The sequence below is a fragment of the Klebsiella variicola genome (genome assembly GCF_000828055.2).
GTDB lineage: Bacteria > Pseudomonadota > Gammaproteobacteria > Enterobacterales > Enterobacteriaceae > Klebsiella > Klebsiella variicola.
Map to the genome: position 1 here is coordinate 1,972,157 of NZ_CP010523.2, position 25,077 is coordinate 1,997,233.

At 56.0% G+C, this 25,077-nt stretch carries 26 protein-coding genes, 2 pseudogenes and 1 riboswitch; of the genes and pseudogenes, 14 read left to right on the forward strand and 14 right to left on the reverse strand.

Annotated elements, in window-relative coordinates; all coding sequences use genetic code 11:
* The first annotated feature begins 9 nt into the window (after nucleotides 1-9).
* Nucleotides 10-348, forward strand: a complete 339-nt coding sequence (locus tag SP68_RS09250) for a YebY family protein (protein ID WP_008804271.1) — start codon at nucleotides 10-12, stop codon at nucleotides 346-348.
* A gap of 644 nt (nucleotides 349-992) precedes the next feature.
* Here SP68_RS09250 and SP68_RS27785 read toward each other — a convergent pair.
* Both SP68_RS27785 and SP68_RS09255 read right to left on the reverse strand, forming a co-directional pair.
* Complete coding sequence (locus tag SP68_RS27785; RefSeq protein ID WP_046621074.1) at nucleotides 993-1,136, reverse strand: Ecr family regulatory small membrane protein; 144 nt, start codon at nucleotides 1,134-1,136, stop codon at nucleotides 993-995.
* 103 nt (nucleotides 1,137-1,239) lie between these two features.
* Entirely contained in the window at nucleotides 1,240-2,229 is a 990-nt protein-coding gene (locus tag SP68_RS09255) for a VirK/YbjX family protein (protein WP_032691211.1), read from the reverse strand.
* A 135-nt stretch (nucleotides 2,230-2,364) separates the two neighbouring features.
* Here SP68_RS09255 and pphA point away from each other — a divergent pair, with 135 nt between their 5' ends.
* Nucleotides 2,365-3,018, forward strand: a complete 654-nt coding sequence (gene pphA, locus SP68_RS09260) for a protein-serine/threonine phosphatase (protein ID WP_022066249.1) — start codon at nucleotides 2,365-2,367, stop codon at nucleotides 3,016-3,018.
* On the opposite strand, the gene SP68_RS09265 is transcribed toward pphA, so the two are convergent.
* From SP68_RS09265 to yebS, 5 genes are all read right to left on the reverse strand, one after another.
* On the reverse strand, nucleotides 3,015-3,206 hold the full coding sequence (locus SP68_RS09265) for a YdfD/YebW family protein (RefSeq protein WP_002911395.1): 192 nt from the start codon (nucleotides 3,204-3,206) through the stop codon (nucleotides 3,015-3,017). The two genes, pphA and SP68_RS09265, sit on opposite strands and share 4 nt — an antisense overlap.
* A gap of 97 nt (nucleotides 3,207-3,303) precedes the next feature.
* Nucleotides 3,304-3,543 (reverse strand): YebV family protein, encoded by a 240-nt coding sequence (locus tag SP68_RS09270; protein ID WP_002911393.1) that lies wholly within the window; start codon nucleotides 3,541-3,543, stop codon nucleotides 3,304-3,306.
* Between the two features lie 115 nt (nucleotides 3,544-3,658).
* Nucleotides 3,659-5,092: a 16S rRNA (cytosine(1407)-C(5))-methyltransferase RsmF gene (gene rsmF / locus SP68_RS09275; protein ID WP_012967754.1), complete on the reverse strand. Its 1,434-nt coding sequence runs from the start codon at nucleotides 5,090-5,092 to the stop codon at nucleotides 3,659-3,661.
* 129 nt (nucleotides 5,093-5,221) lie between these two features.
* Nucleotides 5,222-7,855 carry a PqiB family protein gene (locus SP68_RS09280; RefSeq protein WP_016161386.1) on the reverse strand — a complete coding sequence of 878 codons (2,634 nt, stop codon included), beginning with the start codon at nucleotides 7,853-7,855 and terminating at the stop codon, nucleotides 5,222-5,224.
* Nucleotides 7,824-9,107 (reverse strand): membrane integrity lipid transport subunit YebS, encoded by a 1,284-nt coding sequence (gene yebS / locus SP68_RS09285; RefSeq protein WP_008804276.1) that lies wholly within the window; start codon nucleotides 9,105-9,107, stop codon nucleotides 7,824-7,826. Before yebS ends, SP68_RS09280 begins: the two co-directional genes overlap by 32 nt.
* Before the next feature lie 132 nt (nucleotides 9,108-9,239).
* On the opposite strand from yebS, the pseudogene SP68_RS09290 reads away from it, so the two are divergent.
* The 4 genes and pseudogenes from SP68_RS09290 to htpX all read left to right on the forward strand — a co-directional run bounded on the left by SP68_RS09290 (nucleotide 9,240) and on the right by htpX (nucleotide 13,700).
* Nucleotides 9,240-9,753 (forward strand): annotated as a pseudogene (locus SP68_RS09290) (GAF domain-containing protein).
* An 81-nt stretch (nucleotides 9,754-9,834) separates the two neighbouring features.
* Nucleotides 9,835-10,512 carry an RNA chaperone ProQ gene (gene proQ / locus SP68_RS09295; protein WP_022066247.1) on the forward strand — a complete coding sequence of 226 codons (678 nt, stop codon included), beginning with the start codon at nucleotides 9,835-9,837 and terminating at the stop codon, nucleotides 10,510-10,512.
* Nucleotides 10,513-10,531: 19 nt separating this feature from the next.
* Complete coding sequence (prc, locus tag SP68_RS09300; RefSeq protein ID WP_040968687.1) at nucleotides 10,532-12,580, forward strand: carboxy terminal-processing peptidase; 2,049 nt, start codon at nucleotides 10,532-10,534, stop codon at nucleotides 12,578-12,580.
* A 235-nt stretch (nucleotides 12,581-12,815) separates the two neighbouring features.
* Nucleotides 12,816-13,700, forward strand: a complete 885-nt coding sequence (gene htpX, locus SP68_RS09305) for a protease HtpX (RefSeq protein ID WP_008804280.1) — start codon at nucleotides 12,816-12,818, stop codon at nucleotides 13,698-13,700.
* A 69-nt stretch (nucleotides 13,701-13,769) separates the two neighbouring features.
* Here the strand turns inward: htpX and SP68_RS09310 are convergent, their stop codons facing one another.
* Nucleotides 13,770-15,140, reverse strand: a complete 1,371-nt coding sequence (locus SP68_RS09310; RefSeq protein WP_032731027.1) for an MFS transporter — start codon at nucleotides 15,138-15,140, stop codon at nucleotides 13,770-13,772.
* Between the two features lie 177 nt (nucleotides 15,141-15,317).
* On the opposite strand from SP68_RS09310, the gene kdgR reads away from it, so the two are divergent.
* Nucleotides 15,318-16,109: a DNA-binding transcriptional regulator KdgR gene (kdgR, locus tag SP68_RS09315; RefSeq protein ID WP_008804282.1), complete on the forward strand. Its 792-nt coding sequence runs from the start codon at nucleotides 15,318-15,320 to the stop codon at nucleotides 16,107-16,109.
* A gap of 58 nt (nucleotides 16,110-16,167) precedes the next feature.
* On the opposite strand, the gene SP68_RS09320 is transcribed toward kdgR, so the two are convergent.
* Nucleotides 16,168-16,407: a YobH family protein gene (locus SP68_RS09320; protein ID WP_008804283.1), complete on the reverse strand. Its 240-nt coding sequence runs from the start codon at nucleotides 16,405-16,407 to the stop codon at nucleotides 16,168-16,170.
* 159 nt (nucleotides 16,408-16,566) lie between these two features.
* Between SP68_RS09320 and mgrB the strand changes: the two genes are divergently transcribed.
* The 7 genes and pseudogenes from mgrB (at nucleotide 16,567) to rlmA (ending at nucleotide 20,824) form a co-directional block, all read left to right on the forward strand.
* Nucleotides 16,567-16,710 (forward strand): PhoP/PhoQ regulatory lipoprotein MgrB, encoded by a 144-nt coding sequence (gene mgrB, locus SP68_RS09325; RefSeq protein ID WP_002911375.1) that lies wholly within the window; start codon nucleotides 16,567-16,569, stop codon nucleotides 16,708-16,710.
* Nucleotides 16,711-16,784: 74 nt separating this feature from the next.
* Complete coding sequence (locus SP68_RS09330) at nucleotides 16,785-17,075, forward strand: YebO family protein (protein WP_002911374.1); 291 nt, start codon at nucleotides 16,785-16,787, stop codon at nucleotides 17,073-17,075.
* Between the two features lie 284 nt (nucleotides 17,076-17,359).
* Nucleotides 17,360-17,569, forward strand: a complete 210-nt coding sequence (locus SP68_RS28220) for a hypothetical protein (RefSeq protein WP_153242727.1) — start codon at nucleotides 17,360-17,362, stop codon at nucleotides 17,567-17,569.
* A 97-nt stretch (nucleotides 17,570-17,666) separates the two neighbouring features.
* Nucleotides 17,667-17,738, forward strand: a pseudogene (locus SP68_RS26330) (DUF2627 domain-containing protein); the annotation flags it as partial.
* 85 nt (nucleotides 17,739-17,823) lie between these two features.
* A complete protein-coding gene (cspE, locus tag SP68_RS09335) occupies nucleotides 17,824-18,033 on the forward strand; it encodes a transcription antiterminator/RNA stability regulator CspE (RefSeq protein WP_001062678.1) in 210 nt (69 codons plus the stop codon).
* Nucleotides 18,034-18,220: 187 nt separating this feature from the next.
* Nucleotides 18,221-19,969, forward strand: coding sequence for a peptidoglycan glycosyltransferase FtsI (ftsI, locus tag SP68_RS09340; protein ID WP_008804285.1), 1,749 nt, complete (start codon nucleotides 18,221-18,223; stop codon nucleotides 19,967-19,969).
* 60 nt (nucleotides 19,970-20,029) lie between these two features.
* Entirely contained in the window at nucleotides 20,030-20,824 is a 795-nt protein-coding gene (gene rlmA / locus SP68_RS09345) for a 23S rRNA (guanine(745)-N(1))-methyltransferase (RefSeq protein ID WP_040968666.1), read from the forward strand.
* Between the two features lie 3 nt (nucleotides 20,825-20,827).
* Here the strand turns inward: rlmA and mntP are convergent, their stop codons facing one another.
* The 5 genes from mntP to manX form a co-directional block, all read right to left on the reverse strand.
* Entirely contained in the window at nucleotides 20,828-21,394 is a 567-nt protein-coding gene (gene mntP, locus SP68_RS09350; RefSeq protein ID WP_040968665.1) for a manganese efflux pump MntP, read from the reverse strand.
* A 116-nt stretch (nucleotides 21,395-21,510) separates the two neighbouring features.
* Nucleotides 21,511-21,613, reverse strand: a riboswitch (yybP-ykoY riboswitch).
* Nucleotides 21,614-21,811: 198 nt separating this feature from the next.
* Nucleotides 21,812-22,270 carry a DUF986 family protein gene (locus SP68_RS09355; protein ID WP_008804288.1) on the reverse strand — a complete coding sequence of 153 codons (459 nt, stop codon included), beginning with the start codon at nucleotides 22,268-22,270 and terminating at the stop codon, nucleotides 21,812-21,814.
* Between the two features lie 62 nt (nucleotides 22,271-22,332).
* Nucleotides 22,333-23,184, reverse strand: coding sequence for a PTS mannose transporter subunit IID (locus SP68_RS09360; protein ID WP_004145526.1), 852 nt, complete (start codon nucleotides 23,182-23,184; stop codon nucleotides 22,333-22,335).
* A 12-nt stretch (nucleotides 23,185-23,196) separates the two neighbouring features.
* Nucleotides 23,197-23,997: a PTS mannose/fructose/sorbose transporter subunit IIC gene (locus tag SP68_RS09365; RefSeq protein WP_004203359.1), complete on the reverse strand. Its 801-nt coding sequence runs from the start codon at nucleotides 23,995-23,997 to the stop codon at nucleotides 23,197-23,199.
* Nucleotides 23,998-24,053: 56 nt separating this feature from the next.
* On the reverse strand, nucleotides 24,054-25,025 hold the full coding sequence (manX, locus tag SP68_RS09370) for a PTS mannose transporter subunit IIAB (protein WP_008804289.1): 972 nt from the start codon (nucleotides 25,023-25,025) through the stop codon (nucleotides 24,054-24,056).
* Between the last annotated feature and the right edge of the window lie 52 nt (nucleotides 25,026-25,077).

Here is a 25,077-nt window from a genome sequence, read left to right on the forward strand (position 1 = left end):
GGCAAAATCATGAAAAAAATTGTTCTGACCATGTTGTTACTGGCAAGCTCCGGGGCTGCTCTGGCGGCGCCGCAAATTATCACCGTGAGCCGCTTTGAAGTGGGGAAGGAGAGTTGGGCGTTCAACCGTGAAGAGGTGATGTTGACCTGCCGTCCGGGTAACGCGCTTTACGCCATCAACCCGAGTACGCTGGTCCAGTATCCGCTCAATGACGTCGCGGAACAGCAGGTTAAAGCCGGCAAGACGACCGCGCAGCCGATCTCGGTGATCCAGATCGACGATCCGCAGCACCCGGGACAAAAAATGAGCCTTGCGCCATTTATCGAGCGAGCGCAGAAGCTCTGCTAGCGTTCCGCGTTATCTTACTGTAATAGCATAAAAAAAACCGCCCTTGCCGGATAACGGCAGTGGCGGTTTTTTACTGGCTGACAGCCGTTTCCCAGGAATTATACGACCACATTGGCCACGGACTGGAAAAGCTGACGCGTTAAACTATTCTTATAGTGCAAGGCGACTTAGCCTGCATTAATGCCAACTTTTAGCGCACGGCTCTCTCCCAAGAGCCATTTCCCTGGACCGAATACAGGAATCGTATTCGGTCTCTTTTTATCGGTAACCTTCTGCTTTCGCAATAGCCAGCGACATCATGTCAGTCAAACCCCAGGCTGGCCTCTGGATGTCCCGTTATAGCACACCGTTTTTAGCATACACAATCCATTTACACACAAATCGCATCCTGAGGAAGGGTTGCGTCGGGAAGGAGAGATCTGAAGTTGGGGTGGAAAGAGAAAAGAAAAAACCTGCACCTAACCAGGCCCGGCGTGCAGGTTAACTGGCGGGCCAACATCGGAAGGCTGCTAGTATACACATTTGTATGACAAATAAAATAAGCAAAGTCTAATAGGTTTGGCAATTCATGCGATTAGCTATCAATGAACGACCGTATCGCTAAAAATAATAAGCGAATGCGCCGCTATTTACAGCGGCTAAAATTATTCAGGGACGCTAAAGGTGGGATATATTTTACTTTCGAGATAGCAGAGCAAAAGCCAAATTTCATCACTAAAAACAAACCATACGCAGCCCAGCAGAATGACCGCAAGAATAATCAGCAGGAAAATTTCGGTTTTACTCATCATGCCAACCACTATCCAATGGCGCCAGGGGCCATGATAGTAGCGAAATAACGACCGAATAAGCAAACGCCGCGTGTCAGCGCGGCGCTATCCGCAGCGACATTTACGCACCATGGCGCGGTTGCGTCAGGATGTCCACCTGCTCAGCCAGCTGATCCAGCAGCTGGAACCGACGCCGGTATTCGGCCCGTTTTTTGCTGGCGATACTCTCCAGTGATTTTCGTTCCAGACGCTGCGGCAGCCGCCAGCGCCATGCGCTTTCCGGCTTACCATCGATGGACTGCCAGAACTCGTCGTAGCTGGCGTGGAAATGGCGGCCCTTGCTCAGACGATAGCGCAGGGCACGGAACACATGGCCGTTATCGCTGACGCCATAAATCGACTCGATAGCGCTGCGAGCGGCCAGTAGCCAAATGAACTCCAGCAGCAGGCGCTTCGGGAACAGGCCGAAGCAGGCGCGAGTGGCCTGCTTAATCACCTCATGGGAAACGTGGCGCCGTGGCCCCTGCAGGCCGCCGATGACCAGTTGCCAGGCTTCACCGTCCCAGGTCACGCTAAAGGTTGCGCTGGCCAACAGGGTGTGATCGCCGTCGCGTAGCCATAATGTGGTTTCGCCCTCGCGCTCAGCCTTCCCGGCTGAGGAGGCGGAGAGAGTGAACGGGCTGTCGTCTTTTCCGTTCAGCGTCAGCAGCGGGACCTCGCTCACCGCGGTCATGGCATGCGCCAGCAGCGACCCCTGCAGGGTATCGATGTAGCGATAATGACTTATCACCGCCATTGCCCGCTGCCAGGCGTTAAGATCGCGCGTCAGGTACTGACGGTGCACTTTCCCCGGCAAGGTCGCCTGCGCGGTCAGAAGCTGATTAAAATCATCACGGGCGCTAAGCGACTCAAGCATTGCTTTGGTGGGGCTATAAAATAACGCCGTACGCAGCAGAAATTTAAGGCGAAAATTTTTCTGCCGCCAGATAGGTGCAGGTATTAGTCTGCCCATCACCAGATCGGCAATAAGATGCGAGCGCGGCGCAAGCACGCTGGTTGAATGCAGGCTATTGTCTGTCACGATAAATACCTCGTTGTTATTTCCTCCTATTTTAAAGCGAGCTTCTGATAAGCTTAATCCTCTGGCCGACTATATTTCCCGTTTGTTTAAAATCGATTGAGGTGTAAATAAAAATCACCGGGGATTCGGCGCAATTACCTATAATTACAGCAGAGAGGTAATTATATGTATCAACGTATTAATGGTAGCGACTGGCGTAATATCTGGCTGATGGGCGATCTGCATGGTTGCTTTGCGCTACTGATGGACCGCCTGCGTCAGCTGCGCTTTGATCCCTGGGCCGATCTGCTCATTTCCGTGGGCGATCTGATCGATCGCGGACCGCAGAGCGCTGACTGCCTCGGCCTGCTGCGCTGCCGCTGGTTCAGGGCCGTTCGGGGGAATCATGAACAGATGGCGCTGGAGGCGCTGGAGAGCGGGGATATGGCACTCTGGCAGATGAATGGCGGCGACTGGTATGGCCGGGGCACCGCGCAGCAGCGGGCCGAAGCCGACCGGCTGTTAGCGCGTTGTCAGCGGCTACCGTTGATTATTGAAGTTGGGTGTGCAGATGCCCGGCATGTGATCGCCCATGCCGATTATCCGGCGCCAGTCTATCGCTGGCAGCAGCCGGTGGATCCCCAGCGGGTGTTATGGAGCCGTCATCGCCTGAGCGAACATCTGGCGGGACGTCATGGCGCCATCGCCGGAGCAGACCATTTCTGGTTTGGCCATACGCCGCTTCGCACGCCTTATGAACGCGATAATCAACACTATATTGATACGGGCGCCGTGTTTGGCGGAACGCTGACGCTGGTGGCGCTACAATCGGCAGGTTAAAAATCGCTGTATTCGCTGGCGGGTTGCCAGAAGCCATCAATAAAATCTTCTATCGGATAGCAGCCGCCGTGGCGGATCCGCTGATCCTCCATCGCCACTAAGCACTGCGTTTCCTCGCGGTAGACGTCAACCACAATGTCCTCGCAGCCGCCATCCAGATAGCAAATAAACAACACCAAGGCAAACATCCTGGCCTCATGCTCGGGTTCACATACTCTTTAGTGTAGGGGATGACGGCGGGACGGGGAAATAAATAACCCGTCTCAGGCGACGGGTTCATTTGAGTCAGGCAAGGCGCATGACCCAGGCATCAGACTGGCGGTCGTAATGTTTACGGTAGAGCACGGAATGTTCGCCATTGAGAATAGCGGGCACGCTGGTATCGGCATCCCAGGCGTCAAGCTGCATACATAAATCTGGATCGGATTTGCAGGGAATACTTAACGTTCGCTCTCCCTGATGTTCACCGTGCAGTTCGGCATCGTCTATCTCAAACGCGCCGATGCGGACATTGGTTTTACTCATCGCTTCACCCCATTTTTCAGCTGAGTTGTGGTACGACCAGTTGAGGCCGTCATTTTTCAGCGTAGTCAATGGGGTGAAAACCGCCAGTCAAAAAGTGCGCGTTTTTTGCGCGGCGTCACACCTTGCCGGCAAAAAGTTTCCCATCGCGCACCAGTTCGCGCGGGTAGCTATTCTTCAGACGGGAGCCGACGCGCTTGGCCAGACCCAGCGGGACACCCTGGAAGGTCACGATGGCCTCATCCTGCTGCGGCGCGGTCTGCGGATAGACGTCGCGTCCGCGATACCATTCCTCCGCTTCCTCCTGGGTCAGCTCGAAGGCGCGCTGCGGCGCGGCAAAGGCGATAACCGCCTCATGCTGCCAGCGGTACCCCTTATTGTGCACCTCTGCCAGGCGTACGCCGATGCGTGAAAAACGCACCTGACCAAACAGGGGCTCCATAGCCTGCGGGAACAGCCACAGCTCTTTATCCCGCTGCCACAGCGTATGACCTGCGTCCCACACCAGGCCAACAGCGCTGGCGGCGGCAGTTACCGCGGCGGCCTCCCGGCTCTTCAGCGGCGTAAACGGGAATTTGCCGACCTTATAGCCTGGCGCCGGGAGCGGATCGATCGCCGCGGTCTTGCGCAGGCGAGCGACAAAGAAGCCTTCGCAATCGTAGATCTGCGGGAATACGTGCAAAAATCCTTCTGCGGTTAAGGCATCGGCCGCGCCGGAAAACAGATCTCCCAGCGGCAGGATCTCCACCGCCTGCGGATAACGGGACAGTAACCACTGAACAACCGACTGGTTTTCCTCGCGATTCAGGGTACAGGTCGAATACACCAACGTCCCGCCAGGGCGCAGGGCATGAAAGGCGCTGTCGATAAGTTCGCGTTGGGTGGCGGCAATGTCGAGGTTGCTCTCCGGCGACCAGTTTTTCAGTGCGTCAGCATCTTTACGCACTACGCCTTCGCCCGAACAGGGGGCATCAAGCAGGATGGCATCGAAGGTTTCGGGCAAGGCCGCGCCGAAAACCCGGCCGTCGAAGTGAGTCAGGGCGACGTTACTGATGCCGCAGCGGCTAATGTTGGCATGCAGCACCTTCACCCGGCTGGCGGAGAACTCATTGGCCAGAATGCCGCCCGCGTTACCCATTCGGGCGGCAATCTGGGTGGTCTTAGACCCCGGCGCGGCGGCAACATCCATCACCCGTTCAGGCTGCGGGTTATCGGCGAACAGAGCGGCGACCGGCAGCATCGAGCTTGCCTCCTGAATATAGAACAGCCCGCTGAGATGTTCGGCGGTGCTGCCCAGCGGCAGGGCATCGTCGCCGTCCCGCTCGATCCAGAATCCCTCTTCACACCAGGGGACCGGCGTCAGCTGCCAGCCATACGGGGCGACCAGAGACAGAAAATCGGCCACACTGATTTTCAGCGTGTTGACGCGAATACTGCGGCGTAGCGGGCGCTGGCAGGCGGCGATAAAGTCGTCGAAAGAGAGATGCGCGGGCATTGCCGCACGCATTTGAGCGAGAAACGCTTCAGGGAAATAGACAGTATTTTCAGCCACAGGCAGCGCACCACAGAAAAAAAGGGTGCGCAGTTTAGCACAAACGCCCCGGTGCAGGACACCGGGGCGTGCGGTGAGTCATCTTCCCGCCCCCGGCGTTGGCCGGTGCGGGAGAAGGCGTTGTGAGGGTTACTGCGGCAGGGCGGTGCCCCATTCCCGCCACTCTTTCGGCTCGCTCTCCTGCAGCAGGAAGTGCTTGCCATCCTGGGCCTTCGGCGCCAGCGGTGTCCCCGGTGGCGTGGCAAAGGCGATCCCGCCGCGGATAAACTGGTTGAAGGTCCCGGTTTTCACCACGCCGCCAATCAGGCCGAAGTCGAGGCTGTAACCCGAGGCCAGCCAGAACACCGAGTTATTGCGTACCAGATACTGGTAGCGCTTGCTGATACGCAGTTTCACCATCACCCGATCGGACATTGACCCCAGCGACAGGCCAGTGACCGTCCCCACCTCAAGGCCGCGGAACAGGACCGGCGTACCGATGCCAAGCGACCCCGCCTCCGGCGCTTCCACCACGATGTTCAGGCCGTCGATATAACGTGAGTCGCTGATCGTCGTATCCTGGATCTCAAAGTCGCGGCGCGCCGGCCCGCGTCCCGGCTCAACGTTAATATAGGACTGGAACAGGGTGTCGAGATGCTCGACGCCCGCGGCGGAGATTTGCGGGGTGATCACCGAGAAGCGGGTCCCGGCCCGGGCGAAGGTACCGACGTATTCCGGGTAGAGCACCGCTTTCGCCTGCACTTCGTTTTTGGCGGTGATCAGCTCCAGGGACTGGATCTGACCGATATCGATGCCGAGATAACGAATCGGCATCCCGGCCGCCATCTTCCCGGCGTCAAACGCGTGCAGGGTGATCTGGCCGCCCACGGCGCGCGCCGCCGTTTCCGAAGCGTAAAGGATACGTTTGTTATTCAGCCGCGCGTTGGCGCTGCTGCCATTGAGGTTATCGAAACTGATCGCCCCTTTAATGGCGCGCGCCAGCGGCGAGGCCTGAACGGTGAGTCCGTTGCCGTCAAGTTTGACCTTCGCCCCCCCTTCGGCCCAGAAGACGCTGTTGTTGCTCAGCAGGTAGCGGTACTCCGGCTTGATATGCAAATCGATATCGAAAGCGTCTTTGCGCGGTTTGACGGCGATGATCTCGCCGACGGCGAATTTACGATACAGCACCACCGAGCCGGCCTGAACGTCAGGCAGGGTCTCGGCTGAGAGGCTTAAGGTCGTGGTCGGCACTTCGCTCAGGCTGTTTTCCTGGGCCTTTTCGAGGTTGGCGTACAGCGGGTAGCTGCTCTGCATTTCGCCTTTTTCTCCCGGAATGACCCGGATCCCGCCATTAACCCATTCGCTGGCGCTGGCCCCCAGCACCTGCACGCCATCGAGTCCGACTTTGACATCCAGACGGCTGTTAACCACAAACTTACTGTCACCGCGAATGAGATCGCGGTATTCGGGGGCAATCGCGACCTGGAAGGTCACCCCTTTGGCCGTCAGTTTGCGCTCCAGCACCTGGCCGACTTTTACTCCGTGCAGCACCAGCGGTTGGCCGCCGTCAATCCCGTAGCTTTCCGGCGCCGAGAGCGTGACGGTGGCGACGTTGGGCTCCTCCAGCAGCGCTTTATCTGCTGGCATGACGGAGAAGTGGTTGCGCGGCTCGCCTTCACCGGGTACCAGTTCAAAGGTATTGCCGGTGAGCAGGGCGCTGACGCTGGGGTTATCGAGGGAAATCTTCGGCTTCTTCATCTGAATCAGCGTTTTCTCACGCAGCAGCGTCACCACGCTCGGGTCGACGGTCATCTCGCCGGTCACTTTGCCGCCGGGGTTAAGATTCAGCTTACTTAACTGACCCACTTCCAGCCCCTGATACATCAGCGGCGTCGAGCCTGCTTTCAGCCCATCGCCGTCGGGCAGGTCGAGGGTGACCAGAACACCGCGCTGGCTATGCGCCAGATCTTCGTACAGATGATAGTCATCGTTTTGCGCCGCAACCTGCGAATCGGCAGGTGAATCGAAGGCGATAGCGCCGTTCACCAGCGCAGAAAGGTTCTCCAGCTGCACTTTTGCCCCACTCAGGCCGACGTCGGCTTTGATCCCGGAGACGTTCCAGAATCGGCTGCCTTTTTTCACCAGGTTGGTAAACCGGCGCTCGATCAGGACATCGATGGTGACTCCCTGATTATTGGCATTCAGGGTGAAATCATACACGCGCCCGACCGGGATCTTGCGGAAATAGACCAGCGAGCCGCTGTTCAGGGAGCCAAGGTCCGGCGCCTGCAGGTGGATCATCAGCTCGCCGTTGTTGATGCGGTATTTCGGCTGAGTGTCGAGGGCCACGAAGTGATCTTCGGGCTCACCCTTGCCAGGCATCATGCCAATGTAGTTCCCGCCCACCAGCGCATCCAGCCCGGAGACCCCCGCCAGAGAGGCTTTTGGGGTGACCAGCCAGAACTGGGTCTCTTTGCGCAGCGCATCTTTCATATCGCGTTTGATGCTGGCGGAAACCTCAATCTTACTCAGATCTTTACTGAGGCTAATATCCTGGACGGTGCCGACCTCGACCCCCTGATAACGGATAGGCGTCCGCCCCGGCACAATGCCGTTAGCGGACTGGAAATCGATGGTAATCGTCGATCCGCGGTCGTCAAAGCTGGTCCAGATGAGCCAGGCGGCAATCAGCAGCGCGATAACCGGCAACAGCCAGAATGGCGAAATACGGCGTTTAGTTTTTATTCTGGCTTCAGTCTGCGAAGCGGGCGATTCCTGACTCATGTGCGTCCCAAAGTAAGCGGCTGTCCAGCCATTCAACTGCAAGAATAGTTAAAATTACCGCACCGCCGAAGTAAACCGCCGCCGGCCCCATGGTGAAAGCGAGGAGCTGATCGCGATTGATTAGCGACATGGTGAGTGAAATAACAAACAGATCCAACATCGACCAGCGGCCAATCCAGGTTATCAGCCGCAGCAGCAGGATGCGGGTGCGCAAGCCTTGCTCGCACTTGAATTGTATGCTGACCAATAGGGTAAATAACACTATAACTTTGGTGAATGGCACCAAAATACTGGCGATAAATACCACTCCGGCGATGGCGATATTGCTGCTGGCAAGGGAGATGATCCCGGAAAGGATCGTATCGTCCTGGCGCGCACCGTTAACATAGATGATCGAGATCGGCAGCAGGTTGGCTGGTAAGAGAAATATCAGCGAGGCAATCAGCGCCGCCCAGCTGCGCTGCAGGCTCTGCGGCCGGCGATGATGCAGCGGGGAGTGGCAGCGTCGGCAGCGGCCACGCGCGTCGCGGTAGCCGGTGTAGTGGCAGCCGGTGCACACCTGTAAATTGTTATCGGCGCGGGTCGCCGGCCGTTCAGGATAGAAACGCTCCCACAGCTCTTCGACGTTCATGTGAATAAGCGTCAGGATGCTCAGCAGCGTCAGCGAGATAAACGCCACCAGGCCGATGCCGGGCTGCAGAAAGGCGTAATCCTGCACCTTGATGGAGGCGACGCCAATACCCACCAGATAGATATCCAGCATCACCCACTCTTTGAGCTTGCCGAGCATCAGCAGCACCGGGCGCAGGTTCATCCCCAGCACGTTGCCCAGCCAGAGATAGCTAATCGAGACCACCAGCAGCACCGGGGCGACCACCGCGCAAAACAGCACCATGGCGGCGGTAAGCGGGTCACCCTGCGCAGTCATCTGCCAGATCCCTTGCAGGACGTTGGCGTCGATGCGCACGCCCAGCAGGTGCAGGCGCAGCAGAGGCTCCGACCAGGCAAAAGGCATGAGCAGCAGCATCGCAACGGCCATACTGCCCAAACGCGTCAGCGACCAGTCGCGCCCATCGCGCACCTTGGCGTTGCAGCGTGGACACCAGGCGCTTTGGTTGCGCTTAAGCACCGGTAAGCGAAAGAGCATGTCACACTGCGTACAGCGCTGATAATGCGCATAGGGAAGCGGTGTGCTGACGGCATGCACGACCAACTTCTTCGCAGGTTTAATCGTTGGTGTTTTTATCGGCATTTATTACGTACAGGAATGAATGTATCTCACTATCTTAACCTATGAATGAATTCATCTTGAGCCTAAGCGCATTTAATGCTTATTTTAGTAGGCTGTACGTATCAGGCAGTAAGACAACCAAGTGAAGATATAATGAGCAAAACAGAATTTTACGCGGATCTGAACCGCGATTTCCAGGCATTAATGGCAGGTGAAACCAGTTTTCTGGCGATGATCGCCAATACCAGCGCGCTGCTGTTCGAGCGGCTGAGCGAGGTCAACTGGGCCGGTTTCTATCTTCTGGAAGGCGATACCCTGGTACTGGGGCCGTTCCAGGGCAAACTGGCCTGTGTGCGCATTCCGGTTGGTCGCGGTGTCTGCGGCGCCGCGGTGGCGCAAGCCCAGGTCCAGCGCGTAGAGGACGTGCATGCGTTTGATGGTCACATTGCCTGCGATGCGGCCAGTAATTCAGAAATTGTCTTTCCCCTGCGCGTGAACGACCAGATTATCGGCGTGCTGGATATCGACAGCACGGCGTATGGCCGCTTCACAGCTGAAGATGAGCAGGGGTTGCGCACGCTGGTCGAGCAACTGGAAAAACTTATCGCGGCCACTGATTATCAAAAAATCTTTACCCGTGTCGTGGGATAATCAACGGATAACGTAGCATTTAGCGAGGACGTCATTATAATGTCGCCTGTTCATGCCTGCGGCTTGTTGGCTACGTCCGTTGTAATCAGGAAATTTCATGGAAAATCAACCTAAGTTGAATAGCAGTAAAGAAGTTATCGCCTTTCTGGCCGAACGTTTCCCGCAGTGCTTTAGCGCTGAAGGCGAAGCGCGCCCCCTGAAAATTGGTATTTTTCAGGATCTCGTTGAGCGAGTGGGTGGTGAGATGAACCTCAGCAAAACCCAGCTTCGCGCTGCATTACGTCTCTATACGTCCAGCTGGCGTTATCTGTACGGCGTGAAAGCCGGCGCTATCCGCGTTGACCTGGACGGCAACCCGTGCGGCGAACTGGAAGAACAGCACATTGCCCATGCGCGCCAGCAGCTGGAAGAAGCGAAAGCTCGCGTTCAGACGCAGCGCGCTGCCCAGCAGGCGAAAAAACGCGAAGCCGCCGCCGCCGCAGGTCAGCAGGATGAAGGGGGTCGCCGCGAGCGTAAACCACGTCCTCAGCAGCCGCGTCGTAAAGAAGGCGCTGAACAGCGTAAACCGCGTCCTGTTGCGGCCAAAGCCCCGCGTGAAGAGCGTCATACTCCGGTTTCGGATGTTTCCGTTCTGACCGTCGGCCAGGCGCTGAAGGTAAAAGCAGGCAATAACGCAATGGACGCCACCGTTCTGGAAATCACCAAAGATGGCGTTCGTGTACAGCTGACTTCTGGTATGTCAATGATTGTACGCGCAGAACACCTGGTGTTCTGAAACGGAGGCCGGGCCAGGCATGAACACATTTTTTAAAATCACCGCGCTTGCGGGCCTGCTGGCAATAGCAGGCCATGCTTTCGCTGTTGATGAAATAACCCGTGCAGATCAAATACCCGTGCTGAAAGAAGAGCCGCAGCACGCGACGGTGAGCGAGCGCGTGACGTCGCGCTTTACCCGTTCTCACTACCGTCAGTTTGATCTCGACAACGCCTTCTCGGCAAAGATTTTTGACCGTTATCTGAACCTGCTGGACTACAGCCACAATGTGCTGCTGGCCAGCGATGTGGCGAAGTTCGCGGCCAAAAAAGACCAAATCGGCGACGAACTGCGCACCGGGAAACTGGACGTCTTCTACGACCTCTACAACCTGGCGCAGCAGCGTCGCTTTGAGCGCTATCAGTATGCGCTGAAGGTGCTGGAACGTCCGATGGACTTTACCGGCAACAATAATTTTAACCTTGATCGCTCCAAAGCACCGTGGCCAAAAGATGAGGCCGAGCTGAACACGCTGTGGGACGCCAAGGTGAAGTTTGACCAGTTAAGCCTGAAGCTGGCGGGTAAAGACGATAAAGAGATCCGCGACACCTTAACGCGTCGCTATAAGTTCGCGATCCGTCGTCTGGCGCAAACCAACAGCGAAGATGTCTTCTCGCTGGCGATGACCGCCTTCGCTCGCGAAATCGACCCGCACACCAACTACCTGTCTCCACGTAATACCGAGCAGTTCAACACGGAGATGAGCCTCTCTCTTGAGGGGATCGGCGCTGTCCTGCAAATGGATGATGACTACACCGTCATCAATTCGCTGGTGGCGGGCGGTCCGGCCGCGAAGAGCAAAGCGATCAGCGTCGGCGACCGCATCGTTGGCGTTGGCCAGACCGGGAAGCCGATGGTTGATGTCATCGGCTGGCGTCTGGATGACGTGGTCGCGCTGATTAAAGGGCCGAAGGGCAGCAAAGTGCGCCTTGAGATCCTGCCGGCTGGCAAAGGGGCCAAGACGCGTATCGTGACCCTGACCCGCGAGCGGATCCGTCTGGAAGACCGTGCGGTGAAGATGTCGGTGAAAACCGTTGGTAAAGAAAAAGTCGGCGTGCTGGATATTCCGGGCTTTTACGTTGGTCTCACCGATGATGTGAAGGTGCAACTGCAGAAGCTGGAAAAACAGAACGTCAGCAGCATCGTCATTGATCTGCGCAGCAACGGCGGCGGGGCGCTGACCGAGGCGGTATCGCTCTCGGGTCTGTTTATTCCGTCCGGCCCGGTAGTGCAGGTCCGTGATAACAATGGCAAGGTCCGCGAAGACAGCGACAACGACGGCGTGGTCTATTACAAAGGGCCGCTGGTGGTGCTGGTTGACCGCTTTAGCGCCTCGGCGTCTGAAATCTTCGCCGCGGCGATGCAGGATTATGGCCGCGCGCTGATCGTTGGCGAGCCGACCTTCGGTAAAGGGACGGTACAGCAGTATCGCTCGTTGAATCGTATCTACGATCAGATGCTGCGTCCGGACTGGCCGGCGTTAGGTTCCGTCCAGTACACCATCCAGAAGTTCTACCGTATTAACGGCGGCAGTACGCAGCGTAAAGGCGTGACGCCGGATATCATGATGCCAACCGGTAATGAAGATCGTGAGACCGGCGAGCAATATGAAGACAACGCGCTGCCGTGGGATAGCATCAACGCAGCCACCTACGTGAAGTCCGGGGATCTGACCCCGTTTGGACCGGAACTGCTCAAGCGCCATGATGAGCGTATCGCGCAGGATCCAGAGTTCCAGTACATCATGAAGGATATTGCCCGTTATAACGCGATGAAGGACAAGCGTAACATCGTCTCTCTGAACTACGCCCAGCGTGAGAAAGAGAACGAAGAGGATGATGCGATTCGTCTGGCGCGGATTAACGATCGCCTGAAACGCGAAGGCAAACCGCTGCTGAAAAAACTGGATGACCTGCCGAAGGATTACCAGGAGCCGGATCCGTATCTTGATGAAACGGTCCATATCGCGGTAGACCTGGCGCATCTTGAAAAAGCGCGCCCGGCGGTGGAACCGCCAGCCAGTAAATAAACAACAAACGGGCACCTCAGAGGGTGCCCGTTTTATTTTGTGCTTTTGTCATCACCTTTCAGCTCAACTAACAAAATGTCAACCTGCCCGGCCGCTGTCAGCAAGATGCTACAAAATGTAAAGTTGTGTTTTTATCGTGACTTAGCGGGGGTTGATGGTTGAAAATTGCAGCCTGACCCATACGATGTGGGTAATCGCATAGTGCGTTTTGTTAAATTGAGGTAAAAAGAAAATTATGATGCGAATCGCGCTTTTCCTGCTGACGAACCTGGCAGTAATGGTCGTGTTCGGGCTGGTGTTAAGCCTCACGGGGATCCAATCCAGCAGCATGACCGGTCTGTTGATTATGGCCCTGCTGTTCGGCTTCGGTGGTTCTATCGTTTCGCTGATGATGTCGAAATGGATGGCCCTGAAGTCTGTGGGTGGGGAAGTGATCGAGCAGCCGCGCAACGAAACGGAACGCTGGCTGATGCACACCGTCGCCCAACAGGCGCAGCAGGCGGGCATTGCCATGCCGCAGGTGGCTATCTATCACGCGCCTGATATCAACGCTTTTGCTACCGGCGCGCGTCGCGACGCCTCGCTGGTCGCCGTCAGCACCGGGCTGCTACAAAACATGAGCCGTGATGAAGCGGAAGCGGTCATTGCCCATGAAATCAGCCATATCGCTAATGGCGATATGGTGACCATGACGCTGATTCAGGGGGTGGTGAACACCTTCGTTATCTTTATCTCGCGCGTGATTGCCCAGATTGCGGCCGGTTTCCTCGGCGGCAACCGGGAAGATGAAGGGGAGAGCAGCAATGGTAACCCGCTGATCTACTTCGCTGTCGCCACGGTGCTGGAACTGGTGTTCGGTATTCTGGCCAGCATTATTACCATGTGGTTCTCTCGTCATCGCGAGTTCCACGCTGACGCCGGCTCGGCGCGACTGGTGGGCCGCGAGAAGATGATTGCTGCCCTGCAGCGTCTGAAAACCAGCTATGAGCCACAGGAAGCCAGCAGCATGATGGCGTTCTGCATCAATGGTAAAGCGAAATCCATGAGCGAGCTGTTTATGACTCACCCGCCGCTGGATAAACGTATTGAAGCCCTGCGTAGCGGTGAGTATCTGAAGTAATCCGTCGGTTCGACGCTAAAAATAAAAATCCGCAGCCCGAAAGCTGCGGATTTTTTTTGCCGCCGTTTATCAGGCCGCGCGCGGCTGGGTGACGCGCAGACCGCTAATCAGTGCGGCAACGGTCGCCAGAATGCCGGCCAGCAGCAGGGCGGTATGGGTGCCGCTGTTGCCGAGCAGGTTGAACAGCAGGGCGACCAGCGCCGCGCCAGTGCTCTGACCGAGCAGGCGAGCGGTACCCAGCATCCCGCTGGCGCCACCGCTGCGATGGCTCGGAGCCGAGGCGACAATAGTGTGGTTATTCGGCGACTGAAACAGCCCGAAACCGGCGCCGCACAGCGCCATACGCCAGATAATATCCAGATCGGAAGGCGACTCGGGCAGCAGCGCCAGGCCGAACAGGCCGCAGGCCATAACCAGCAGCCCAATGGCCCCCAGCAGCCCCGCATGGCATTTCTCAATCAAATAACCGGCCAGCGGCGCCATCACCATGGTCGCCAGCGGCCAGGGCGTCAGTAGCAGGCCGGTCTCCACTTCGCTGCGCCCCATCATCGTCTGCAGGAAGAAGGGCAGGGAGACCATCGCCAGCATCTGCGCACAGAAGGAGCAGATGGAGGTGCAGATAGAGAGTGAGAAGAGCGGGATGCGCAGCAGGTCGACCGGCAGCAGGGGGACGGGCATGCTGAGCTGGCGGCGAACGAAGAAAAAGCCCACCACCAGCATGGCGGCCACTTCCGCCAGCACCAGCTGAACAGACTGTCCCTGGGCGAACCCGCTGAGCGCAGTGATCAGCAGCCCGAAGGTGAGGGCGTTCATGATGGCGCTCGGCAGATCGAAGCGGATGATTTTGCTGCGCGCGCTGTTGGGTGGCAGAAAGCGCATGGCCAGAACAAAAGCGACGATCCCGAGGGGAACGTTAATTAAAAACAGCCATTGCCATGAGGCAAGGGAGAGGATCGCCGCGGCGATCGTCGGGCCTGCCGCCGAAGAGACGGCGACGACAAAGGAGTTGATGCCCATGCCGCGGCCGAGAAAGCGCTGCGGATAAATCAGGCGGATCAACGCGGTGTTCACGCTCATCAGCGCGGCGCCGCCCAGCCCCTGGGCGACGCGGGCGAAGGTCAGCATGTCGAGACTGCGCGACAGGGCGCAGGCCAGCGAGGTAAAGATAAACACCACCAGGCCTATCTTATAGATGCGGCGATAGCCGACCATATCGCCGAGGAAAGAGAGCGGTAGCAGGGCGATGACAATGGCGATTTGGTAGGCGTTAACGATCCAGATTGACGCCGCCGGCGAGGCGTTAAGATCGCTGGCGATGGTCGGGAGCGCGACGTTGGCGATAGCCCCGTCGAGCACGGCCATGGTCAGCCCCAGCACGATGGTCAGAATGGCGCCATAGCGTTGCGGCAGCGGCACGCCATCGGAAGAATTTTTATCCATGGTGAATATAAGTCTTAAATGAAACGGTTTTTTGAATGATGAGTTTAGCATTGATTATTCCGCAGTATGTCGCAGATTTGTAACGAAGTGGCAGAAGAATGATTGCGGCGCAGAGGCGGCGAATTTATAATAAAAACCGGTTCTAAATTTTATAAAACAGTTACGGCGAGGTGATAAATGGCAGGTGCAGATTTGGATAAACAGCCAGATTCTGTCTCTTCGGTATTGAAGGTTTTTGGCATCTTACAGGCGCTGGGTGAAGAGCGTGAAATTGGCATTACCGAACTGTCCCAGCGCGTCATGATGTCGAAAAGCACCGTTTATCGCTTTTTACAGACCATGAAATCACTGGGCTATGTGGCGCAGGAAGGCGAGTCAGAGAAATACTCCCTCACGCTCAAGCTGTTCGAGCTGGGCGCTCGTGCGCTGCAGAACGTCGACCTGGTACGCAGCGCCGATATTCAGATGCGCGAACTCTCCCGGCTGACGAAAGAGACTATTCACCTCGGGGCGCTGGATGAAGACAGCATCGTCTACATCCACAAGATTGACTCGATGTACAATCTGCGGATGTACTCGCGTATCGGCCGTCGCAATCCGCTGTACAGTACCGCGATTGGTAAGGTACTGCTGGCGTGGCGCGATCGCAGCGAAGTGGAGCAGATCCTCGAGGGCGTGGAGTATAAACGCAGCACCGAGCGGACCATCACCAGCACGGAAGCGCTGCTGAAGGTGCTGGATGGCGTACGCGAGCAGGGATATGGCGAAGATAACGAAGAGCAGGAAGAGGGGCTACGCTGCATCGGGGTACCGGTGTTCGATCGTTTCGGCGTGGTTATCGCCGGACTGAGCATCTCTTTCCCGACGCTACGTTTCTCAGAAGAACGTTTGCATGAGTATGTGGCGATGCTGCATCAGGCGGCGCGCAAGATTTCTGAGCAAATGGGATACAACGACTACCCGTTCTGACGCGGTAGCTGAAACATCCGGCGAGCGCGGTGCTATTGTCGCGCTCGCCGGAGTGATTTTAACCGTTATCAACCACGGTTGCGCTTTTGCGCAGAATGGGACAGTTACTGACGCCGATCACACCGCTGTTGGAATGCACATAAAGTGCGGTACTGACCCCGCGGGCGGTGAGATATTGACACTTAAGACCCAGACCACCGACGTTTTCTTCACTGTGGAATAATACGCCATAGCCGCTTAATAATACGCCAATCCATAAGATAGCCACGACGACAATAGTACGAATGATTAATCGCATTGATGCCTCATTATTTGTATGATCCTTGCCGTGATTTTGACACGAACACGTTTTGAAACAAGTCGATGATTCCTAAACTTGCCGTTCGTATTACAGTTAGCCGCGGTTTAAGAAGGCCGTGTTATCCTGGTGAGATAAAGTACTAATGCGGAGAGTGGAGTGAAAAAATTACGGTGGGTTTTACTGATAGTCATCATAGCAGGCTGCCTGTTGCTGTGGACTCAGATGCTTAACGTAATGTGCGACCAGGATGTTCAGTTTTTCAGCGGCATTTGCACTATCAATAAATTCATCCCGTGGTAAGACATTTTTCTGACGACTGATTTCCTTCTGCGGTGTGGGTGGTAGAATGAACGCCTTCTCTTTGAGGTGGTGAAATGAGTGAGTTACTAAATCCTGGGATCTTAAATCTGGCTTCGCTGGCTGTATCCGTCGCGTTGCTGCTTGTCGGTCTGTTGTTATGGTTCTTCGTCAACCGCGCCAGTTCGCGGGCGAACGAGCAGATAGAACTGCTGCAAGCGCTGCTGGATCAGCAAAAGCGGCAGAATGCGCTGTTACGTCGCCTTTGCGAAGCTAATGCGCCGGAAAAAGAGGACGTGGCCGAGCCGACCGTCGCAGGCAAGGCGAAAGGAGAGGATGAGTTTATCCGCCTGGTGGCAGAGCGCTAAGTACCTCCACAGGTGTGCATCATAAGATGCGCACCTGCATGATAGCTGGCAGTAATAGCTTATTCTTATTCCATTATTCCTTTCCCCGCGCATTATTCCCTTTTTTACACGCTGTAAATAAAGTCATTCCCGCCGCGTTTATTGCCCTGGAATGTGACACTGTCATCATTTTTTCATTATTAAGGTGCAGAATTAGCTCTATTTTTAGCGTGACGACTAACAGGTTTTATTATCACTACACTGGTACGGCTTTAGCGATTTTTCGTCTGCTGTTATGAGTAATTATGCGCATCAATATTCATCGCCTTCAGCGAAGCGCCGTCAGCATGGCGGTTCGTATACGTACATACCTGGACGAAGCGAAGTTGTTGAGCTATGGTAAAAAAGTTGCAGTAATGAGGCAGCAACCAGGTGATATTAGCGAATGCTATAACGCCTTGCCAGGAGCGGCAAAGACGCATAAATGTGCAGGCGATCAAATGATTACCTTATAATTTGTGCGAACGATCGTGACACGTTTAAAAATGGCTTGCCATTATTTACGTAGTATGTGATAACACGTTTCGGGTTAAACGAGGTACAGTTCTGTTTATGTGTGGCATTTTCAGTAAAGAAGTCCTGAGTAAACACGTTGTCGTTGAATACCGCTTCTCTGCCGAACCTTAAATTAGTGCCTCATGCAGTTATGTGTCAGTTTTATCTATGTAAACGCCAGCAGGCGAAGAAAACAGTCTAAGGAATTTTGCAAATGGCAAAGATTAAAGGTCAAGTTAAGTGGTTCAACGAGTCTAAAGGTTTTGGTTTCATTACTCCGGCTGATGGCAGCAAAGACGTGTTCGTACACTTCTCCGCTATCCAGGGTAACGGCTTCAAAACTCTGGCTGAAGGCCAGAACGTTGAGTTCGAAATTCAGGACGGCCAGAAAGGTCCGGCTGCAGTTAACGTAACTGCTATCTGATACAAGACCACTCTTCTTGTATAAAAGCCTCGCCTGCGCGGGGCTTTTGCGTTTTTATTGCAAAGCATGTCATTTTACCCCCTTCCGTCGCGTCTTGTTGCAAATAGTCAACTTTATTAGCATTGTGTAGCAGTCTGTTTTGCTAATTTTCTGTTAAATCAGATGGTTGCAAAATGATGCCGGAGCTATGGTGCTAAAGAAAAAAATGAAGTCCGCCGCCAGCTTTACCCCGATTCGCTTCGGGTTACTCTGTGTGGCCATTCTTGGTTGTCTGGGACTGCTGTTGGCCCGCGTGGGCTGGCTGCAAATTGTCTCTCCCGATAACCTGGTAAAACAAGAAGACATGCGTTCTCTGCGCGAAGAGCCTGTGGCGGTGGAGCGCGGCATGATTAGCGACCGCGAAGGACGACCGCTGGCGGTGAGCGTACCGGTCAGCGCTATCTGGATCGACCCGCAGACCACCATGGAGAAGGGTGGGGTTGGTTATGGTCCTCGCTGGCAGGCAATGGCCGAAGCACTGCATCTCAACCTCGGTGAGCTGGCCCAACGGGTACAAAGTCATCCTCACGCCCGTTTTCTCTATCTGGCGCGTCAGATCAATCCGGAGCAGGCGGAGTGGATTGATAAACTGCATCTCCCGGGCGTCTATCTGCGCGATGAATCGCGACGTTTCTATCCGGCTGGTCATGTGGCTGCCAATCTGCTGGGCTTTACCAACGTCGATAATCAGGGCATCGAAGGGGTGGAGAAAAGCTTTAATGCCCAGCTGACCGGCAAACCCGGACGACGCCTGGTGCGCAAAGATAAACATGGCAATGTTATTGAAAATATTACCGAAGTGCCGCCAGTCCCGGCGCATAATCTGCAGCTGAGTATTGATGAACGTCTGCAGACGGTGACCGAAGATGCGCTGGATAATGCCGTTCGCTGGAATAAGGCGGAATCCGGGGCGGCGGTATTGATCAAAATTGATACCGGTGAGATTCTGGCGATGGCCAGCTACCCGGACTTCAATCCGAACAATCGCGACAGCGCGACGCTGGATGATTTCCGCAACCGCGCCATCAGCGACACCTTCGAACCCGGGTCGACCGTCAAACCGCTGGTGATCATGACCGCGCTCCAGCAGGGGATTGTCCAGCCGGATAGCGTGGTGGACACCCATCCGTTTGTCCTCGACGGCCACCGCATCCGCGATGTTGGCTATTATCCGGAGCTGAGTCTGACCGGGATCCTGCAAAAATCCAGTGATACCGGCGTGTCGCATCTCTCGCTCGCTATGCCGGTGCAGCATCTGCTTGATACCTATCAGGCATTTGGGTTCGGCGAGCCGACCGGATTGGGATTGACCGGGGAAAGCGCCGGGCTGATGCCGCATCGTCGCTACTGGGGGCAGCTGGATCGCGCTACCTTCGCTTTCGGCTATGGGTTAATGGTGACGCCGCTCCAGCTGGCGCACGTCTACGCGACTATCGGCGGTTTCGGTATTGAACGACCGTTATCGATAACCCGCATCGATCCGCCGGTGATAGGTACGCGGGTGATGCCGGAGAACATCGTGCACAGCGTAGAGCATATGATGGAGAGCGTGGCGCTCCCGGGCGGGGGCGGGACCAAAGCGGCAGTGCGCGACTACCGGGTGGCGGTAAAAACCGGGACGGCGAAGAAAATCGGTCCGGACGGCAAATATATCGATAAATATGTGGCCTACACCGCCGGCGTGGCGCCCGCCAGTCGTCCACAGTTTGCGCTGGTGGTGGTGATGAACGATCCGAGTAATGGCTCCTATTACGGCGGGGCGGTGTCCGCGCCGGTCTTCAGCCAGATCATGGGGGATGTCCTGCGGCTGGAGAACGTCATGCCGGACGGCATGCCGCAAGGGGCGGAGAATCTGATCGTGATGCACGACAGCCATCCGCTGGCGCCGGCGCTGTAACAGTGGTCTGCAGGGGCGAATAGCGCTACACTTTCGCCCTTTAGCAACACCGGAGCCGTCATGTCATACAGTTGCCCCCTTTGCCACGCGCCGTTAAGCCGCGGCGACAACCACTATTCCTGCCCGCAGCGGCACCAGTTCGATCTGGCGAAAGAGGGGTACGTCAATCTGCTACCGGTGCAGTTCAAGCGGTCGCGCGATCCCGGCGATAGCGCTGAGATGATGCAGGCCCGGCGGGCGTTTCTGGATGCGGGTCATTATCAGCAGCTACGGGAGGCGATCGCCGAACGGCTGCGGCACCACGCCCCTGCGGATTTACTGGATATCGGCTGTGGCGAAGGGTATTACACCCACGCGTTTGCCACCATCGCCAGCCATAGCTGGGGGCTGGACGTGTCGAAGCCAGCGATCCGCGCGGCGGCAAAACGCTACCCGCAGGTCAGTTTTTGCGTCGCCTCCAGCCAGCGTCTGCCGTTCTCTGATAACAGCTTCGATGCGGTAGTGCGCATTTACGCCCCCTGCAACGCCGAAGAGCTGGCGCGGGTGGTGCGGCCTGGCGGATGGGTGATCACCGCCACGCCGGGACCCCGCCATCTGCTGGAGCTAAAAGGGCTGATTTACGATGAGGTACGCCTGCATGAGCTGAAGACGGAAGCGATGCCGGGATTCCGCCTGGACGCTCAGCAGCAGCTGGCCTATCCGATGACCCTGACGGGAAGTGAAGCGCAGGCGCTGCTGCAGATGACGCCGTTCGCGTGGCGGGCTAAGCCTGAGGTGCACGCCGCGCTGCGTCAGCAGGCGACGTTTGGCTGCCAGACCGACTTCATGATCCATTGCTGGCAGCGCGAGGCGTAAGGCTTAACCGGCGAAATGGCTCCAGAGGATTTCGCTGCCGATGCCAATCAGCACAATACCGCCGAGGATTTCGGCCCGTTTGCCCAACAGCGGGCCAATAAAGCGACCGACCATGATCCCCAGCGTCGACATAAGAAACGTCGCGCAGCCGATCGCCAGTGCGGTGGTCACAATGCTGACCTGCAGGAAGGCCAGACCCACACCAACGGCCATCGCGTCAAGGCTGGTGGCGAAGGCGGTGGTGACCAGCAGCCAGAAACCATGACGGCGAGGCGCGTCGCACTCCTCGTCGCTGTCGCCGCGAACACCTTCCACGATCATTCGCCCGCCGAGAAACACCAGCAGAATAAAGGCAATCCAGTGGTTCCACTCGAGGACAAACTGGCTGGCCAACATGCCGAGTCCCCAGCCGACCAGCGGGGTCAGGGTTTCAATCACGCCAAAAATCAGCCCGGTGCGGACGGCTTCTGAGAATTTAGGTTTGTGCAGGGTGGCACCCTTGCCGATAGAGGCTGCAAAGGCGTCCATAGACATGCCGAAGGCGAGAAGAATGGTAGCGGATAAATTCATGTGCGTGTCCTGACCGGGGATAATCCATATGACACATCGCTGCCCCCAGTAAATATACGCGGAGCGCTCAATGGCTGAGCAATACGTACAGCAGAGATGTATCTATGGTCTCGCCTGATTGAATCACTTCAACCCGTACGTGCCACGTTTTGCAACGAGTATGTTGACACGTACATTTCCTGGCAAACAGGAAATCGGCTACTCCCCAACGACGGGCGCAACCTTAACATATTTTTAGAATATAAAACAATAACAGAAGACGGCTATTTTAATAACCAAATGATAACGATTTTCATTTGAATTTATAAGTAAATAAATAGTTAATAAAAAAGGGAAGAGGAGGCAGGGAAATATAGCCATGGCTATATGTTTTTCCAGAGAAAAACTGGAAGATATAGCGCTGGCTATATTTATAAATTATTGAGTTGAAACGAGAAGTTTGTAGATTTTCTCCAGGTCGTCGATATTTCGTACGCGAATAAGCAGCCGCCGTTGCTCTAATTGCATCACCAGCACGCCATCCTCGGATAAATTCATCTCTTTAATTCGCTGATATTCTATCCACACGTTGGCGAAGAAAAAGCCGCGCGGTTTAAAAATGATTTTCGGCGTACGGATCCAGAATAAATAGAGACCCATCAGCGCCAGGGCAGATAATAGCCAGGTGGTGATCGGGGTGCCGTGCTGGGTAATGTTGTTATAGATCAGAATGGCGGTGAGGCCGACAAAGATCAGACCGTCAACGCGGCTGCGGCGAAGCAGGGGGATGGCCAGCAGCACCGGGCCGTTCCGCCTCGGCATAATGAACTGGTCATACACCGCGTAGGCCAGTAGCGCAAGGATAAACAGGATGATCACCAGGTCCGTGAATGTCATTGCTTTGCGTTCCTCCTGATAAAAAAAAGCCGGGGGCAAGCCCCCGGCGTACAACCTGGAAATTACAGACCCAGCAGGCCGACAGCGTAGCCTGCGATACCGATGACGAAGAAGCCAACGATGATCCACAGTGGGTTAACTTTCTTGCGCAGCAGCCACATACAGGCGAAGGTCAACAGCAGCGGTACCAGGCCCGGCATCAACTGGTCGAGGATGGTTTGCACCGTGGTGACGTGAACCTGTCCGTCAGAACCGGTGATTTTTGACACCACCATCGGAATATTCACGTGCGTCCACTTGTTAACCAGCGCCCCCATGACAAACAGGCCGAGGATTGACGCCCCCTCAGTCAGTTTCTGCAGGAAACCGCCGCCCATATCTTTAACGATGTCCACGCCTTTGCGGTAACCATAGGCGACGCCATAGTAACGGGTCAGCAGACGCACTGCGTTGAACAGGATAAAGAACAGCAGAGGACCGAGCAGGCTACCGCTCATCGCGATCCCAGCGCCTAAGGCCGCGAACACAGGACGCACGGTACCCCAGAAGATCGGGTCGCCGACGCCGGCCAGCGGCCCCATCAGACCGACTTTGATGCCGTTGATGGCGCCATCGTCAATCTCTGCGCCATTGGCGCGCTGCTCTTCCATCGCCAGGGTTACGCCCAGTACCGGAGCGGCAACGTAAGGATGGGTGTTGAAGAACTCAAGGTGACGTTTAATCGCCTGCTTACGCGCATCATTGTTCTCCGGGTACAGGCGACGGATTGCCGGAACCATAGAGAAGCAGAAGCCCAGCGCCTGCATACGTTCGAAGTTCCATGACCCCTGGAACAGGTTAGAACGAATGAACACGCCACGAATATCACTCTGAGTGAGTTTTTTCTCGGTGGTATTTTTAGTCATATCAACCATTTCGCTCACCTGTTAGTCCAGTTCGTTATCGAGATCGTTGTTACCAGCCGCCTGAGCCGGCGCACCGGCGACGCGGTTATATTTCGGGCTCAGCTGGATGTAGAGGATAGCCATGACCGCACCAATCACACCCAGGGCTACCAGGTTGAAGTTGGTGAAGGCGGCGGTGACGAAGCCGAGGTAGAAGAACGGCATCAGGTAGCCTGCGCGCATCATGTTGATGACCATCGCATAACCGACAACCACGATCATACCGCCGGCGATGTTCAGACCGCTGGTGACCACTTCAGGGATCGCGTTCAGCAGGCCCTGGACTTCGCTGGTACCGACGGAAATGGCGACGATGACGGCCGGGATAGCGATACGCATCGCCTGCAGGAACAAGGACGAGACGTGCAACCACGACAGGGCGGTCAGGTTGCCATTCTCCGCCGCTTTATCTGCCGCGTGCTGGAAGGCTACGGTGATGGTACGAACGATAATGGTCAGCACCTGGCCTGCCGCCGCCAGCGGGATAGCCAGCGCGATACCGGCACCGATGCTCTGATGGCCGGCAATAACCAGAACGGTGGAAATAATGGACGCCAGCGCGGCATCAGGTGCAACCGCCGCACCGATGTTCATCCAACCCAGAGCGATCATTTCCAGCGTACCGCCGATGATAATACCGGTTTTCATATCGCCGAGAACGGCACCGATCAGCGTACAAGCGACCAGAGGACGGTGGAACTGAAATTCATCAAGCACCGACTCCATACCCGCAATACACGCGACGATGAACACCAGCACAATCTGAAGAAGGGTAATCTCCATTGTACTTCTCCTGTTGATTAAGTCTTAAAGTGAAAACTGGGGCGCGATCGGCCGGGTTATTTATCAACCTTGGCGATCAGATCCATCATTTTCAGTTTCGGGTCGGTGGACACTTTACGTGCCTCCAGCTCGATACCGCGTGCGTTCAGCTTGTTAAACGCCTCAATATCTTTGGCATCGACCGAAATCGCGTTGTTAACCTGGGTTTTGCCCTGGCGGAACGCCATACCACCGATGTTGACGCTGGTGATTTTCACGCCGCCCTCGACGATACGCTCAACGTCGGTCGGGTTAGTAAACAGCAGCATGACGCGCTGCCCGGCGTACATCGGGTTGTTGTAAACGCGGATCATTTTGGCGACGTCCACCACGTGGGCGGTGACGCCCGGTGGTGCAACCTGGGTCAGCAGGGTTTTGCGCACCGTATCCGCGGCCACTTCGTCGCTGACGACGATGATGCGGGTGACGTTGGTCTCTTTGGTCCAGCGGGTGGCGACCTGACCATGGATCAGGCGGTCGTCAATGCGCGCGAGGCCAATCACCATGTAGTCGTTCGGGCCCATCGGTTTGGCCGGCGCGGCGGCTTTTGGCGCCGCGGCAGGGGCTGGCGCGGGAGCCGCTTTTTCCACCGGTTTGGCCTTCAGCGCTTTCACGCCTTCGCTACCGGTCTCCACCGCTAAGGCGACCAGTTCATCAAACGAAGGGTCATCATCGCGGGCCATGAAGGTTTCCACCAGCATCGGGATGTTGACGCCAGCGATAACTTCGTAATGCTCTTTATCGACGACAATGCGGCTCGCAGCGTTGAACGGGCTGCCTCCCCATGTATCGACGAGAAATAGCACGCCTTTACTGGTATCCAGTTTTGCCAACTGGGCATTGTATTTCTCGATCAGCGTTTCGGCGTTTTCACCCGGAACGAAATCGATCCAGCCAACGTTTTCCTGCTCGCCCAACAGCATCTCTGCTGTTTTCAGCAGCTGTTCTGCAGCCCAACCATGTGTGCCTATTACAATAGCAATCGTCACTTGCTACCTCCTTTATTATCGTGAATGCATCATCTGCTTTGATACATCCTGA